The 15,980-nt window shown below is 57.3% G+C and carries 13 protein-coding genes and 1 tRNA gene; 6 read left to right on the forward strand and 8 right to left on the reverse strand.

The genetic code is table 11. The annotated features are described in order from the left end of the window. Positions 1 to 197 precede the first annotated feature (197 nt). Positions 198 to 1,550, reverse strand: a complete 1,353-nt coding sequence (locus DV711_RS14580) for an aminotransferase-like domain-containing protein (RefSeq protein ID WP_114696457.1) — start codon at positions 1,548 to 1,550, stop codon at positions 198 to 200. A gap of 124 nt (positions 1,551 to 1,674) precedes the next feature. Between DV711_RS14580 and DV711_RS14585 the strand changes: the two genes are divergently transcribed. Further along, a complete protein-coding gene (locus DV711_RS14585) occupies positions 1,675 to 2,277 on the forward strand; it encodes a DJ-1/PfpI family protein (protein ID WP_114696458.1) in 603 nt (200 codons plus the stop codon). A gap of 43 nt (positions 2,278 to 2,320) precedes the next feature. Here the strand turns inward: DV711_RS14585 and DV711_RS14590 are convergent, their stop codons facing one another. Continuing rightward, a complete protein-coding gene (locus DV711_RS14590; protein ID WP_114696459.1) occupies positions 2,321 to 3,217 on the reverse strand; it encodes a LysR family transcriptional regulator in 897 nt (298 codons plus the stop codon). A gap of 206 nt (positions 3,218 to 3,423) precedes the next feature. Between DV711_RS14590 and DV711_RS14595 the strand changes: the two genes are divergently transcribed. Further along, the gene (locus DV711_RS14595) at positions 3,424 to 4,551 is read left to right on the forward strand and encodes an S-(hydroxymethyl)glutathione dehydrogenase/class III alcohol dehydrogenase (protein ID WP_114696460.1); all 1,128 of its coding nucleotides are present in this window, start codon (positions 3,424 to 3,426) and stop codon (positions 4,549 to 4,551) included. Positions 4,552 to 4,619: 68 nt separating this feature from the next. Next, a complete protein-coding gene (gene fghA / locus DV711_RS14600) occupies positions 4,620 to 5,459 on the forward strand; it encodes an S-formylglutathione hydrolase (RefSeq protein ID WP_114696461.1) in 840 nt (279 codons plus the stop codon). A gap of 7 nt (positions 5,460 to 5,466) precedes the next feature. Here fghA and DV711_RS14605 read toward each other — a convergent pair whose 3' ends face one another. From DV711_RS14605 to DV711_RS14620, 4 genes are all read right to left on the reverse strand, one after another. Continuing rightward, positions 5,467 to 6,360, reverse strand: coding sequence for an EamA family transporter (locus tag DV711_RS14605; RefSeq protein WP_114696462.1), 894 nt, complete (start codon positions 6,358 to 6,360; stop codon positions 5,467 to 5,469). After that, entirely contained in the window at positions 6,360 to 7,121 is a 762-nt protein-coding gene (locus DV711_RS14610) for an ABC transporter permease (protein WP_114696463.1), read from the reverse strand. The genes DV711_RS14605 and DV711_RS14610 overlap by 1 nt, the downstream gene beginning before the upstream one ends. Next, positions 7,118 to 8,044 carry an ABC transporter ATP-binding protein gene (locus tag DV711_RS14615; RefSeq protein ID WP_114696464.1) on the reverse strand — a complete coding sequence of 309 codons (927 nt, stop codon included), beginning with the start codon at positions 8,042 to 8,044 and terminating at the stop codon, positions 7,118 to 7,120. The genes DV711_RS14610 and DV711_RS14615 overlap by 4 nt, the downstream gene beginning before the upstream one ends. A 114-nt stretch (positions 8,045 to 8,158) precedes the next feature. Next, complete coding sequence (locus tag DV711_RS14620) at positions 8,159 to 9,805, reverse strand: sensor domain-containing diguanylate cyclase (RefSeq protein WP_165840129.1); 1,647 nt, start codon at positions 9,803 to 9,805, stop codon at positions 8,159 to 8,161. Positions 9,806 to 10,383: 578 nt separating this feature from the next. Between DV711_RS14620 and DV711_RS14625 the strand changes: the two genes are divergently transcribed. Then, a complete protein-coding gene (locus DV711_RS14625) occupies positions 10,384 to 12,369 on the forward strand; it encodes a sensor domain-containing diguanylate cyclase (protein ID WP_114696466.1) in 1,986 nt (661 codons plus the stop codon). Positions 12,370 to 12,502: 133 nt separating this feature from the next. Next, positions 12,503 to 13,288 (forward strand): AlbA family DNA-binding domain-containing protein, encoded by a 786-nt coding sequence (locus DV711_RS14630; protein WP_114696467.1) that lies wholly within the window; start codon positions 12,503 to 12,505, stop codon positions 13,286 to 13,288. Between the two features lie 117 nt (positions 13,289 to 13,405). Here DV711_RS14630 and DV711_RS14635 read toward each other — a convergent pair whose 3' ends face one another. Then, the gene (locus DV711_RS14635) at positions 13,406 to 14,266 is read right to left on the reverse strand and encodes a LysR family transcriptional regulator (protein ID WP_114696468.1); all 861 of its coding nucleotides are present in this window, start codon (positions 14,264 to 14,266) and stop codon (positions 13,406 to 13,408) included. A 96-nt stretch (positions 14,267 to 14,362) separates the two neighbouring features. On the opposite strand from DV711_RS14635, the gene DV711_RS14640 reads away from it, so the two are divergent. Next, complete coding sequence (locus tag DV711_RS14640; RefSeq protein WP_207802650.1) at positions 14,363 to 15,262, forward strand: NmrA/HSCARG family protein; 900 nt, start codon at positions 14,363 to 14,365, stop codon at positions 15,260 to 15,262. Positions 15,263 to 15,716: 454 nt separating this feature from the next. Here DV711_RS14640 and DV711_RS14645 read toward each other — a convergent pair. Further along, positions 15,717 to 15,792: transfer RNA gene (locus DV711_RS14645), tRNA-Phe, on the reverse strand. Between the last annotated feature and the right edge of the window lie 188 nt (positions 15,793 to 15,980).

Genomic DNA, 15,980 nt, shown 5'->3' on the forward strand with positions numbered 1-15,980 from the left:
CGCTGAATCAATCAATGTGTACGCCTGGCGTTGCCAACATCTCGAGGGGATGGTGACGCAAGCGCCAGGCAGCAGGTACGCGACAGTTGCGCGGAATCCAAGTCTCCGTTGTGATCTGTGGTCTGCGTAATATTGGGGCTCTTCGGAGCCCCTTTTTTGTGCCTGGCTGTTTTTTTTAACCGGAAAGTTAAGCCTATTTAGCCCAGCCCATAGGCCTGGTCGTCGATCAGCTGCCGAACCCGCTTCAACGCGATCTCCAGAGCCTGCAGAGAAACCGACCCCAGTGCCAGCCGGATAGCGTGGGGAACCGGACTGCCGACGGCGAAGGGCTCGGCGCCGGAAACCGCGATCTGCTCACGCATCAGTGCGGATACCAACTGATCGGTACGGACCTCCTCGGGAAGATTCAACCAGAGGAAATAGGCAGCCGGGTGGCCGGTAACATCCAAGCCCTGAAGTATTTCCCGTGCCATCGCCTGTCGCTGTCGGGCGTCTTCGCGTTTTTGGGCTTCCAGTTGGGTCACCGTGCCGTCTTCGATCCAGCGACAGCCCAGGGCCGTCATCAGGCCGGGGGTATTCCAGGTGGTGGCGCGAATGACCCGTTCCAGCTGCGGTATCCAGGCTGTCGGTGCGCAGACAAAACCGACCCGCAGTCCGGTGGCGATGCTTTTTGATAGACCCGAGACATACAGGGTGCGTTCCGGCGCCAAGGTTGCCAACGGCGGTGGGGGATCTTCGGCATGGAAGGCGTAGGCGGCATCTTCGATCAGGATCAGCTCGAAACGGCGGGCGAGTTCGACCAGGCGCTGACGTTGTTCCAACGGCATTACCCAGCCCAGCGGGTTGTGCAGGGTCGGCATGGTATAGACCGCCCGGACCCGACGAGACAGGCAGAGCTGCTCCAACGCGTCCAGATCCATCCCTAAATGATCGCTCCGGTCAGCCGGTATCGGCGCCAGCTCCAGCCGCTGCACCTGGGCCAGCACCTTGAAGCCCGGGTAGATCAGCGCATCGGTGGCGACCAGATCACCGGGCTGTAGCATCGCCATCACCGAAGTGGCCAGGCCGTGCTGGGCACCGCTGACGATCAGCACCTGCTCCGGCTCGACTTGCAAGCCACGATCGGCCAGGTGGCTAGCGACTATTGCCCGTTCATGGCGGCGGCCGGCGTGGGGTTGGTAGTGCAGCAGCGCTTCCAGATCACCGGATGCGGTTAGTTTGCGCAATGCCTGACGCAGCAGATCGGTCTGGCCGGGCATCGAGGGGGAGTTGAAGTTGAGATCGAGCATGCCGTCGGGGTTGGCGCTCTGATCGATGCCGTGGCCCGGTGGCAGGCTGGTTTCGCGGACAAAGGTGCCGCGACCGATCTCGCCGCTGACCAACCCCATCTGCTCCAGTTCGGCATAGACCCGGGATGCGGTCACCAGGGCGATGCCCTGCTCGTCCGCCAACTGCCGGTGGGTGGGGAGGCGGGTTCCGGGCGCCAGCCTGCCGTCGCGGATATCGGCGGCCAGTTGATCCACCAGGGGTTTGTAACGGGGCTGCGCCATTGTGATTGTATCCATGACAATAATTTTATTGTCATGACTCTAGGTCATAGACTGCGGTCGAGCAATGGCCATGTTCACGACGATCGCGCGATAACCATCCATATCAATTCAGGGGATAACGCCCATGCATATCGCTATTTTGACCTTCGATGCCTTCAATGAGCTCGATTCGCTGATCGCGCTCGGCCTGCTCAACCAGGTGAAACAACCGGACTGGCGGGTCTCGATCGCCGCACCCACAACAACAATCCGTTCGATGAACGGGGTGGTGATGGAGCGACAGATCCCGTTGGAGCAGGCCGTTGAGGCCGACGCGGTGTTGATCGGCAGTGGCATGAAGACCCGCGACGTCGTTGCCGACGACAGTCTGATGGCCAGGCTGACGCTCGATCCGGCGCGGCAGTTGATCGGCTCGCAATGCTCCGGCGCACTGTTGCTGGCGCGGTTGGGGTTGCTGGATCGGTTACCGGTCTGTACCGACCTGACCACCAAACCCTGGGTCGAGGAGGCCGGCGCCCGGGTGCTGGAACAGCCGTTCTTCGCCGAGGGTAATATCGCCAGCGCCGGCGGCTGTCTGGCCTCCCATTATCTGGCGGCTTGGGTGATTGCCCGCTTGGCGGGCACTGAGGCTGCGGAGAGCGCGATCCATTATGTGGCGCCGGTGGGTGAAAAACAGGCCTATGTGGAGCGGGCGATGGCCCATATCCGCCCGTATTTAGCGGACTAGATATACCGCACTAGATTTACCGGACGAACCCGATTCATCGGGGCTAGGACGATGGCGGCTGGGCCTGATGCTCAGCCAACTGCTCGGCCAGAAAGTCCAGCAGCAGGCGAACCTTTGGGGATAACTGGCGGTTGTGGGGGTAGAGCGCCCAGATCCCCTCGCCCGGCGGCTGGTACTGGGTTAACAGCGCCACCAGCAAGCCCCGTTCGAGGCTGTCGGCAACGTAGTAGTCGGGCAGTTGGACGATACCGATACCTTTGAGGGCCGCGTCCAGCAGCGCCCGACCGCTGTTGCAGCGCAGGTTGCCCTTGAGACGGATGGTGCGCTCCCGGCTGTTTTCCTGAAAGCGCCAGTGATCCAGGGTGCCCTGCAGGCAGTTGTGCCGTTCCAGCTCCGACAGCGAGTGAGGCGCGCCTCGGGCGGCCAGGTAGTCGGGAGAGGCACAGACGTACTGGGTTCTGGAGCCCAGCCGTCTGGCCATCATGCTCGAGTCGGTCAGCTTACCGAGGCGGATCGCCAGATCGTAGCCCTCCTCGACCAGGTCGAGGCGCTGGTTGGTCAGGTTCAGTGACACCTCCAGCTCCTGGTACTGGACCAGGAAACGATTGATCAGCGGCGCCAGATTACGCTCGCCGTAAGTAACCGGAGCGGTCAGCTTCAGTTTGCCCCTCGGCGTCTGCTGAACGTTGGTGATCGCCCGTTCGGCCTCGTCGAGTCCGTCCAGCAGCTGGCGGCAATGCTGGTAGTAGGTAGTACCCAGCTCGGTCACCGAGACCTTACGGGTGGTGCGGTAGAGCAACTTGGTCGCCAGCCGGGCCTCCAACGCGGTGACCTGGCGGCTGACCTGGGCTACTGAAATGCCGAGTCTGGCAGCGGCGGCCGTAAAGCTGTGGGTTTCAACTACCGCGACAAATTCGTTGATCCCTTCCCAGTTCGACACCGGATTTCCTATCTATTGTTGCTGGTTGGTAAAAGTGTTTTACATAATAGTCGGATTATCTCTTGTTGGGTAATACCTATAATCGATTCAATCGCTGGGGCAGTTGGAAGAGCTGGGACGTTTATGACAGTGTCGTTGGCTGAACTCCCCTCGCCTATTTCTCCAGAGGCTCCTGTCGACCCAACCTGTTACGAGGATCGAATCCGATGACCGATATCATCAAATCCAAAGCTGCCATCGCCTGGGGCGCCGGCCAACCGCTGTCCATCGAAGAAGTGGATGTGATGCCACCCAAAGCCGGCGAGGTGCGGATTCGTATCGTTGCCACCGGTGTCTGCCATACCGATGCCTTCACCCTGTCCGGTGAGGACCCTGAAGGTATCTTCCCCTGCATCCTCGGCCACGAGGGCGGCGGTATCGTTGAGTCCGTCGGTGAAGGGGTGACCAGCGTCCAGGTCGGCGACCATGTGATTCCGCTCTATACCCCCGAGTGCGGCGAGTGCAAATTCTGTCTCTCCGGCAAGACCAACCTGTGCCAGAAGATCCGTGAGACCCAGGGCAAAGGCCTGATGCCCGACGGCACCACCCGCTTCTACAAGGACGGCGAGCCGATCTACCACTACATGGGCTGCTCCACTTTCTCCGAGTACACTGTGCTGCCGGAGATCTCGCTGGCCAAGGTTAACCCCAGCGCGCCGCTGGAAGAGGTTTGTCTGTTGGGCTGCGGTGTCACCACCGGTATGGGCGCGGTGATGAACACCGCCAAGGTCGAAGAGGGCGATACCGTGGCGGTCTTCGGCCTCGGTGGTATCGGTCTGTCGGCGATCATCGGCGCCACCATGGCCAAGGCCGGGCGCATCATCGCCATCGATATCAACGAGAGCAAGTTCGATCTGGCCCGCAAGCTGGGCGCCACCGATTGCATCAATCCGCAACAGTACGATCGACCGATCCAGGATGTGATCGTCGAGCTGACCGACGGCGGGGTGGATTACTCGTTCGAATGCATCGGCAACGTCAACGTGATGCGCTCGGCGCTGGAGTGCTGCCACAAGGGCTGGGGTGAGTCGGTCATCATCGGGGTTGCCGGTGCCGGTCAGGAGATCTCCACCCGTCCGTTCCAGCTGGTTACCGGCCGGGTCTGGCGCGGTACCGCGTTCGGCGGCGTCAAGGGTCGTTCGGAGCTGCCGGAAATCGTAGAGCGTTACATGAATGGCGAGTTCAAGCTCGATGACTTCATTACCCACACCATGGGGCTGGAAGAGATCAACGACGCGTTTGACCTGATGCATGAAGGCAAGAGCATCCGTAGCGTTATCCACTACGATAAGTAATCAGCCAAGCCGGTTTGCTGCTGCAGTCACCCCTGCAGCAGCAAACGATGAAGAGGAAGGATGCATCGATGAGCATTGAAAACCTGAGCTGCAATAAGAGCTTTGGTGGCTGGAACAAGCAATACGGCCATGACTCCAGCGCACTGAACTGCCGGATGCGCTTTGCGATCTATCTGCCACCCAAGGTGGCCAGTGGTGAGCGGGTGCCGGTGTTGTACTGGCTCTCCGGGCTGACCTGCACCGACGAGAACTTTATGCACAAGGCCGGCGCCCAGCGGATGGCGGCTGAGTTGGGGTTGGCGATTGTCGCTCCCGACACCAGCCCCCGTGGCGATGAGGTCGCCAATGATGAGGGCTACGATCTGGGCCAGGGCGCGGGCTTCTACGTCAACGCCACCGAGGCGCCCTGGAACCGCCATTACCGGATGTACGATTACATCACCGACGAGCTGCCCAAGCTGATCGAGGCCAACTTCCCGGTCACCGATCAACGGGCAATCGCCGGCCACTCCATGGGCGGCCACGGTGCGCTGATGATTGCGCTGCGCAACCCCGAGCGTTACCGCTCGGTTTCGGCCTTCAGCCCGATCAGCAACCCGCTCAACTGCCCTTGGGGCCAGAAGGCGCTGAGTGCCTATCTGGGCTCAGATCAAGCGGCTTGGCGTGATTACGATGCCAGCGTATTGATGCGCCAGAGTGAGGCTAAAATCCCGGCTCGGGTCGACCAGGGCGATGACGATGAATTCCTGGCCGAGCAGCTCAAGCCCGAAACCCTCGAGGCCGCGGCCAACGCCAACGATTACCCGTTGGAGCTGCACCGCCATTCGGGTTACGACCACAGCTACTTCTTTATCGCCAGCTTTATCGAAGCGCATCTGCGCTTCCATGCCGGGCACCTGGGGCTCTAGGCGCGGACTAGGAGATCGGTCGCGGCTGCGGCAGTAGTCGACGACCGAACACATTGATCAGCAGCCCGGTCATGATCAGCGCGATTCCACCGGCCTGGACCAGGTTGAGGGTCTCACCCAGCAATAGCCAGGCGCTGATCAGTCCCACCACCGGCACCAGTAGGGTCAATGGGGCCACCTGGGAGGCCGGGTGATGCTTGAGCAGATAGGCCCAACTGCTGTAACCGAACAGCGTCGCCACCGCCGCCAGATAGATCACCGCCAGCACCGACTTTATCCCCATATTGGCCAGGCTCTGGCTGATCAGCTGCGGTCCTTCGAACCCGTAGGACAGCAGCAGAAATGGGATCGGCGGGATCAGCGCGCTCCAGGCCACCAGGCTCAACAGGTTAACCGAGCCGAGCTGGCCGATCTTGCGGTTGATGATGTTGCCCATCCCCCAGCAGGCTGCGGCGGCCAGGGTCAGGGTAAAGCCTATCAGGGTCATGTTGCCGGAGCCGCTCTGCAGCGCCAGAATCACCAGCCCGATACCGGCCACCAGCAACGCCACCACTTGTTGGGCCTGCCAGCGCTCGCCCAGAAACAGCAACGCGAAAAACAGCGTGAAGATCGCCTGTGATTGCAGCACCAGCGAGGCCAGCCCGGCGGGCATGCCCAGGTGCATGGCGCTGAACAGCAGCGCGAACTGACCGAAACTGATGGTCAGGCCATAGGCCATCAACCACTTCAGCGGCAGCTTGGGCGGTCGGATAAACAGAATCGCCGGAAACGCCACCAGCGCGAAGCGTAGCGCGCCCAGCAGCATCGGCGGCAGCTCATCCAGGCCCCACTTGATCACGACAAAGTTGATCCCCCAGGCCAGCACCACCAGCAGGGCCAGCCCCCAGTCCCGATGGCTCATCAGCTGCGAATTCGGTAGCCGGAGCGGAAGATCCAGGCCACCACGGCCAGGCAGATCAGCATAAACAGCGCCGTCATCGACAGGCTGATGCCGACATGGATATCGGCAACGCCGTAAAAGGCCCAGCGGAAGCCGCTGATCAGGTAGACCACCGGGTTAAACAGCGTCAGCGTCTGCCAGGGTTCGGGCAGCATGTTGATCGAGTAGAACGCCCCCCCGAGGAAGGTCAACGGGGTGATCACCATCAGCGGGATCACCTGCAGTTTCTGAAAGTCGTCGGCCCAGATGCCGATGATGAAGCCGAACAGGCTGAAGGTGACCGCAGTCAGCACCAGGAAGGCCAGCATCCAGAATGGATGGACGATGCTGTAATCGACGAAGATCCGTGCGGTGGCCAGAATCAGCAGCCCCAGCAGGATCGACTTGGTCGCCGCCGCGCCGACATAGCCGGTGACGATCTCGAACGGAGACACCGGCGCCGACAGCACCTCGTAGATTGTGCCGGAAAACTTCGGAAAGAAGATCCCGAACGAGGCGTTGGAGATACTCTCGCTCAACAACGACAGCATCACCAGCCCGGGGATGATAAAGGCGCCGTAGCTGATGCCGTCGATCTCGCCCATCCGCGAGCCGATGGCGGTGCCGAAGACGATGAAATAGAGCGAGGTCGACAGCACCGGCGAGGCGATACTCTGCATCAGAGTGCGCCAGGTCCGTGCCATTTCGAACCGATAGATCGCCCGAATACCGTAGAAATTCATTGTTTCGCTCCCTTGACCAGGCCGACGAAGATCTCCTCCAGCGAACTCTCGTGGGTGTGCAGATCCTTCACCTCGATGCCCTGCTGTGCCAGCAGCGGCAGCAGCTCGGCGATATGGCTGGGTTGCTGGCTGTCGTAGTTATACAGCAGCATGCTGCCCTGCTCGCACAGCTCCAGCGAGAAGCCATCGAGCTGCTCCGGCAGTTGCTCCAGCGGGGTCTGCAGATGCAGCCGTAGCTGCTTCTGGCCCAGCTTCGCCATCAGTTGGGTTTTCTGCTCCACCAGCATCAGCTCACCGTGGTCGATCACGCCGATACGATCGGCCATCTCTTCGGCTTCTTCGATGTAGTGGGTGGTCAGGATAATGGTGACGCCGCGCTCGCGTAGCTGCCGGACCATCTGCCACATGTCCTTGCGCAGCTCGACATCGACCCCGGCGGTGGGCTCATCCAGAAACAGGATTTCCGGCTCATGGGACAGCGCCTTGGCGATCATCACCCGGCGTTTCATCCCGCCCGAAAGTTCGCGGATTTTGGCGTCCTTCTTGTCCCACAGCGACAGCTGCCGCAACAGTTGCTCGATATAGTCGGGGTTAGGGGCCTTGCCGAACAGACCGCGGCTGAAGCTGACCGTGGCCCAGACGCTTTCGAAGGCATCGGTCGACAGCTCCTGGGGAACCAGGCCGATTAGTCGGCGGGCATTGCGATAGTCGCGCAGGATATCGTAACCGCCAACTTTGACCTTACCCTGGGTCGGATTGACGATACCGCAGATGGTGCTGATCAGGGTGGTCTTACCGGCGCCATTGGGTCCCAGCAGCGCCAGAATTTCGCCCTGTCTGATCTGCAGGTCGACCGAGTTCAGGGCGCGGAAACCATTGGGGTAGGTCTTCCCCAATCCTTCGATGGTGATGATCGGTTGCACGGGAGTTCCTTGTGGCTGTTGTGGGTCAACGCACTGTTGGATGGGACAGGCTCCGATAGTAACAGCCTGGCCAACTAGCAGCTTCCATTTCTTTGTAGATCAGCCGAGGTCGAATTACCGCTCCGAGTCGGGCTCTTCCGGATTCTCAACAGCCGCTTGAGTTGGAGATAGGCCCGGGTAATCCCGGCCGGCGAAGGCGATACGGTTTCGACCGGCCTGTTTGGCTTTGTACATGGCGTGATCGGCTTTGTGGAGCAGCGACTCAGGGGTATTGGTCTGGGTATCCGCCACCGCGATGCCGATACTGGCACCAATACTGAGCAGGTGACTCTCGATCTGGAACGGCTGCTGGAGGCTCTGCAGGATCTTGGTGGCGAAGCCTTCGACATGTTCCAGTTTCTCGTAAGGACCGAGCACGATGACAAACTCATCGCCGCCATAACGGGCAACGGTATCGGCCTCGCGGGTGGCTTCGGTCAATCGCTCGGCGACCGCTTTGAGCAGCAGATCCCCGATACTGTGGCCCAGGCGGTCGTTGACCGGCTTAAAGCGGTCGAGATCCAGGAACAGTAAGGCCGCTTGCTCATCTCTGCGACGCGAGTCTGCCAACCGCATCTGGAGTCGGTCCATCAGCAGGGTCCGGTTGGCTACCCCGGTCAGGTCGTCATGGCTGGCAAGGTGGCGGATCTTATTCTCGATGATGACCCGCTGGGAGATCTCGTCGGTCAGCTCACGGGTTCGCTCGGCCACTTTGTGTTCGAGGTTTTTCCTGGCTGACAGCACATCCTTGGCCATACGGTTGAAGGAGATAGCCAACTGCTTCAGCTCCTTTGCCCCGGCGACTTCGTTCTCGCTGACCTGGTTCGCCTCTCCCTGAGATAGCTTCTGAGCTGACTCGATGACCTCCTTAATCGGGCCCGCGATAAGCCCAGCCAGCCACCAACTGATCAAGGCGGCAACGGTGACCCCCAGCGAGGAGATCGCCAGTGCGATAAATCTGACGTCTCCGGCTTTATCCACAAGCTCTTGATAGGGCTGTGGAATCATCACACCCCAGCCGACATCGGGGACAGTCGCATAGCCGGCGATCATGTCCGCTTTCATGGCCGGAGAATGGAAGGTTGTGACTCCGGTTTCCCCGGCCATCATCAATTGGACTGCGGACACCTTTGAGATGTCCTTCATCGCCAGGCGCCAGTCTGGCTTGGGGTGAGCCAATACAAGCCCGTCAGCGTCAACGATGGCGGCATGGCCTTTGCGGCCAAAGGAGACTTTCTCTTGGACCTCGATAATGAAATCCGTTGCCAAGCCGGCGATAAAGCATCCTTCACCGTCCGCGCGCTGACGAAGCAGATACAGCATCGGATCGCCCTCGGCATTGCGCTTGATTCCGCTAAACAGGATGCTGTCGGGACCCGCGTCGGCGGCCCGGTTGAGCTCGGATTCCAAAATTTTAGCTGGATTGGCTGGCAATCGATCTTGCTTGCCGAGAATCGGTTGAACCGACTTTGCTCCCGGCTTCAGCTCCGCCACAACCCGGATGTCCATACTCGACAACAGCTCCGCCAGATGCCGGGGCAGGTCTGGGTGTTCGTTCAAAACATTGGTAGAGAGTCGGAAGCTTTCACTGACATCGGTGACGTAGCGGGACAGCGCGCCGGTCAGGTTCTGCGCCAGCAACAGGTGTTTCTCATTAACCGCGTTGACTTCTTTCTCCAGAGCGGAGTTTTGTACCCAGTAGGTCAGAAACAATACGGGCACCAAGGAAACCAGGGTGAATGCCGCAAACAATATATAACGCAGTCGTATGTTCATACTTCGGAATGAACCAATTCAATTAACCAGCGCATCAGTTCTGCGATCTTTACTTAAGCCATAGGGAGAAGCCTGTAGGGCTTGTTGGCTTTAAGATCAGAGCAACAGCTTTTCTGAATTCCGGGCCGATAGCAATTCATCCATTGGATCAGCCCTCAGGAGATTCCCATAGTGGTCAAGTATAGTGGTTGGCCGCGGAATGCCGGCAGAAAACCGGTCAGCAGTCGCTGGCTGTTGTGGTTGAGCTCGGATGGATCTATCGACGCCAGACAGCCCCAATGTTGAGCTGGAAAACGGATCTTTCAATGCCGCGACAGCCGTGATCGGCACTCGCAGAGGTGCCTGAAGCCCACCATTGTCAGGGACAAAGTGGGTCCTATGCTGCCGCACTTATGATGTACATCATAGAAAAGCGCACCACTGTCGATCTGTTACCAAAATTGTTTGTGGATGTTGCTACTTTAATAGCTCACAGAGTCTAACTAGTGGAACCATATTCTGGCTGAGTCGCAGGTATTACGTTAATGGATGAGCAACCATACCTACCCGATGAAGATCAGCTCTCCTCGGTGCTGAAAACAGAGCTGAGTGATCTGCCGCCGTTTCCGGTTATCGTGACTCGGCTGCTGGAGCTGACTCGAGATCAAAACGGCAGTATTGGTGAGCTGGTTCAGGTGGTGGAGACGGATCCTGCTATCACGGCTCGTTTGTTACGGATCGCCAACAGCTCCTACTACAGTTTCCAGCGCCAGATTTCGACCGTGCGAGAGAGCATTATTGTGCTCGGCTTTCATGAGGTGCGCCGGCTGGCGCTTAATCTGACAATCCACAATAACCTGGTCAATCGAAGTCGTGGCGCGCTGTTCGATCAGCTGTTGTTCTGGCGGCACTCTCTGGCGGTTGCCATCATTGCCAAGAAACTGGCCGATGAGACCCAACTGGTCGATCCGGAAGAGGCTTATGTTGCCGGCCTGCTGCACGATATCGGCAAATCACTGCTCGAACAGCACGGCAAGATCAGCTACAGCGAATTCCTTGAATATTTTGATGATCAGCCTGGCGTTGCTTTGGGGGAGGAGCAACGCATCATTGGGGCCAGTCACGATGTTATCGGGGCGCTCTATGCCAGCCACAGTGCTCTACCCGATACCCTGGTCAACGCGATTCTGTTTCATCATCGGATGGTCCCCGCCGATCTCGACCGCCAATCCACCAATCTGGTCGCCATCGTCGCATTGGCCGATTTTATCGCCTGGAGCCACGGCTTTGGTTCGGTGACGAAGTCCCACTCGATGGTGCTGCCTCCGTATATCCAGAAGATAATCGATATTCGGAAGCTCAATCTGGGTCGACTCGTCACCCATATGGATAAGGAGATCACGGCAGCAGCGGAGATCTATCACTTTCAGCTGCCCCAGGCATCCGAGCTGCGGGTAAGCCTGTTGAGGCTTAACATCGATCTGGCGATGAATAGCAGTCAGAGTGCCTGTATGAGTGCTGAGCCTGGCCGTAAACAAGTCAGCTCCGTGGAGGGCCATGGACTGATGTTGGTCCCGCACCGGTCTCTGGATCGTGCCGAGATCATCAACTCCACACTCCGTGAATTGGTGGCTGAGCTGGAGCTACAGCAGGTTGCCCTGTTGTTGGTCGATAGTAAGGAACGGCAACTGATGTTGCAGAACATCTGCATCGCCGGAGAGCCCGGCACCCGCAACTGCCAGGTTGGGTTCGATCTCAATCGTAGCGACGCGATGCTCGGCACGCTCAGGGAAGGTCAGGTCGAGCGGTTGGCCGGCGATTGCGAAGTGGAGCAGCAATTGCTGTCGACGCTGCATTCGCAGGCAGTGACTCTGATCCCCGTCACCGGAAAGCATCACGTGGTTGGTATGCTGGCATTGAGCCATGGTGCTGAAGTCGAGCTGGCTGCCGAACTGACGGACATCCTGGTCAGGGTTGGGCAAGAACTCGGTATTGCGTTGGAACATGCCAAGCTGTTGGCCGATTCCTGTGATAAAGCCGAACGTGATGGATTAACCGGTCTACCCAATCGGACGATGATCGACCGGGTGCTGGCCCAGGAGTTACAGCAGGCCGAACAGAATAATCAATCGCTAGCCGTTGCGATGATCGATATCGACTTCTTCAAGAAGTTTAACGATACCTTTGGCCATGCGACCGGGGATGCGGTGCTGAAACTGGTCGGCAAGGTGTTGAGACAGGGCACCCGTGAAGGGAACTTTGTCGGTCGATATGGTGGCGAGGAGTTCTGCGCGATCCTTCCCGGCGTGACGCCCGAGCAGGCGCTCAACTACTGCGAGCGGTTACGTCATTCGGTTGAAAAGATAGGGAAGTTCCTCGAGCGACGTTTCGAAGGGCAGTGCATCACCATCAGCCTCGGTGCGGCGATCTACCGCCAAGGTGACGATGAAAGAAGCCTTCTCGACCGGGCCGATCAAGTCCTCTATAAAGCCAAACAAACCGGCCGAAACCGGGTCGAAAGTATCTTCTAGTCAGAATTAGCGTGCCAGCGCAGGCCAATATCGGTTAGTTAGTCTCTGTTCAGAGACGCTGCTAACTGGTTGCATCACTGAAGCAGCCCCCTACAATTGATGCTGTTACCTCGACCAAGGATGCGTCATCGCTATGCTCCATCTTCGTCCACTGCTGATCCTGTATTTCTGTGCCGCCCTGATCGGCGCCAGCGTCGGGGTGTTCATTCTCTTTCCGGTCAATGAATTAGTGTTCTATCACGAGTTCAAACTGACTCATTCATCCGGCTTTGCTTTCGCTGGGGATCAGCTTGTATCCGCCCTTGCAGGCGAGGCTCCGTTAAAAACGCTTTTCTATTCCCTGGTCGGTGCGCTATTAGGGCTAGCAAGCGCCTTCGTCTACTTACGATTTCATCGGCAGGTGGCCCAGGTACAGCAACTAAGCCGTGCCTTGGCCAACGATATCGAAAGGCTCATCAGTCAGGGGGAAAGTGCCGAACTGGAATTCAAGTCCTCGATGCGCTGGGACTATCAAAAAAATTCGGCCAATAAAGAGCTTGAGTTCGTGATTCTAAAATCCATCGCCGGATTTCTAAATGGACGGGGAGGAACGCTGTTAATTGGCGTCGACGATGACGCTAACGTACTGGGGCTGGAAAAAGATTTTGATACCCTCAGGCGGAAGGACGCCGATGGCTTCGAACAGTTTGTAATGACTGCGATCACCAACCAACTGGGTACAGAGATGTGCCAGTACTGCAATGTTATTTTCCATAACATCAGGGGAGAGACTGTTTGCCGCCTCGTGATCGGACCGTCGCCAAAACCGGTGTATCTGAAGAAGTCAGGCAATACCAAGTTTTACCTCCGCTCCGGCGGAGGGACCCGAGAGCTCAATATCCAAGAAGTGATGGAGTACGCCCAGAATCGCTGGAAATAATCCTGTCGTTACTCCCGGTGAGCTTTTTTGACCGTGCTACGTCGTAAACAGCCATGGTTGCACAAGGGAGGCAGTCACAGGGTTGTGAATTGAAGGCTCAGCGTAATTGGCTCATCGCTAATACGCATCACGAATCAACGCCAGAAAGGCGCGAGCGGCGGGGCTTTGATGTTGTAGCTTAGGATAGACAAGCGAAATATCGACGCTTGGTAAAGGCTGCTTGGCCAGTAGATGGGTTAATTCTCCTCGATAGGTGTATGGCTTGATATAAAGATCGGGAATCAAGGCGATCCCAAATCCTTGCACGCAGGCATCCAACGCCAACGACAGGGTGCCGGTACTGAGTTCCCAGTTAACACTGATCGCTTCGCCGTTGGTAAATCGCCACAGATTGTTATCGGGCTTGGTCACGATAGCTGGCAGTCGTTTGAGGTCTGATGGGATTTGAGGCACGAAATATCTTTCCAGTAGCTGTGGGCTGGCCACGATGGATCGATGGCCGGAGCCCAGGCGTCGTGCAAGTAGATCTGAATCCTGCAACTTGCCCATCCTTATGGTGAAGTCGATTCCATCTCGTACCAGATCGACATACTCGTCAGTAATCACCAGCTCGACTCTTACTTTGGGATGTTTCTTCTTGAACTGCCAGATCAAGGGGGCAAGTAAGTGTTGTCCGCCCATAATCGAGGCCGAAACCCGCAACAGTCCTGTGGGTTCGGTACGCAGGTCGATGATGTTGTTGACGGCGGTTTCTGCTTCATGAACTAACTCCCGGACCTGATCGTAATGCTGCCGTCCTATATCGGTTAGCGAGATAAATCGTGTCGATCGACGAAACAGAGTGACGCCAAGCTGATGTTCATAGGCCGCGAGTCGACGACTGATGGTCGACTTGGTTGACCCCAGTTTCTCTGCTGCTCCGGTCAGAGTTCCTGTATCGGCGATGGTTACAAAGACCCGCATTCCATCAAAATCCATAACTGTTCCGTAATTGCAACAATCTTGTGCTTATTTTAGCTATTTAAGCTCAAAGACCCAACAAATAAACTGACAGAAGCTGTTAAATAGAACACGTTGGAGACTGTCATGAACAACTTAGAGAAAACTATCGTGGTCATCGGTGCCACAGGTCAGCAGGGTACCGGTGTCGTCAATTCGCTGAAGGCCAAAACCGGCTTTACTGTGCGTGCCGTTACCCGTAATCCCGATCATTATCAGGGGCAGGCGGATCAGGTGGTTGCGGCCGATTTAGACGATACCGAGAGTCTCAAGGTCGCTTTTGAAGGCGCCCATGGTGTTTTTCTGGTGACCAACTTCTGGCAGGGAGCCGACGAAATTGAGCAAGCTAAGCGCGCTATTGCCGCAGCCAAGGCGACTGGTATCAAGCATTTAGTGTGGTCGACGCTTCCTGATGTGAAGGGAATCAGTGATGGTCAGTTCGAAGTCCCTCACTTTACCAACAAGTCAGCTGTCGATGAGCTGGTACGTAAGGCAGGATTCAAGCATCACAGTTTCGTTGTAGCCGCGTTCTTTTTTCAGAACTTCCTGACCAACCTAGCGCCGCAAACACAGCAGGATGGGAGTGTTGGTTGGACACTACCGATCGCGCGCAATAGTCAGAGCATCCATATGGCGAACATCAGTGAGCTGGGGGACTCTGTTGCAGGTGCTTTCACCAATCCTGAGATCGCAGGCCAGGGGCAGTACCTGCCCGTTGTCGGAGACTTGCTGAGCTTTGATCAAATTGTCGAAACCTTAGCGAAACAGGGTAAACATTACAGCTTCCAAGAGGTGCCGGCCGAGGTTTTTGCCACCTTCTTCCCGGGTGCTGGCGAACTTGCCGAGATGTTCGGTTACTTCCAGGCGCACAGTTACCTTGGTGACCGGTTGGGTGAGAGTGATATATCGCTGGAGCAGCGGGTGGCTGGAAGAGTTCCCTCGCGTTTTGCCGATTGGGCAGCCAAAAACCTCTAAAAGGTAATTTTGTTGGTCTGAGTTATTAAGCGTTAGCTGTTCACTTTCTCTTTAACTGCTGCTTCAAGTACGATCCCTGCGCGGTTACCGTCGGGCGAAATACTCCAAACGGTAATCCACAGATTTCCCAATCGTTCAATAGGCTGATGCCAGCCTCAAGGTTTATCACCGCGCCTCGCTTTTATTGGCTCACTAGAAACAATGGGATCGACATTGTCGGCCACAGAATGATTCAAGAGTGCCTGAAGCAGGAGCTGAGTTACCAACCTTTAGCAGCACCTGGTTTCCACGGGGCATAGAAAAAACACCCAAAAATATGAGCAGTATCGACCGCTGTCAAAGTGGTGGCGGTGAAAGCGCTTGATTCGGGTTGTCGGACAGGGCTTTGATCAGACAGTGGCCATACGCCAGAAACAACAAAGGCCTGCGTTTGATCGCAAGCCTTTGAAAGAGATGGTGCCCGGAGGCGGAATCGAACCACCGACACGAGGATTTTCAATCCTCTGCTCTACCAACTGAGCTATCCGGGCAACACTTTGAAGGCGCGTATTAAACACGGCTCGGATCAGAGAGTCAATACGTCTTTTTTGACGCCTGGATCCGGGGCCTCAAGTGTCGATATTCTGGCGCTCACATAGTAATTGGGGGGCCACTATGTTAATAAATAGGCAATTACTTTCAGGGTGATAGCAGGAAGAAGGGGAACGCTCTGTTTAGC

The organism is Motiliproteus coralliicola (assembly GCF_003345655.1).
Classification (GTDB): Bacteria; Pseudomonadota; Gammaproteobacteria; order Pseudomonadales; family Balneatricaceae; genus Motiliproteus; species Motiliproteus coralliicola.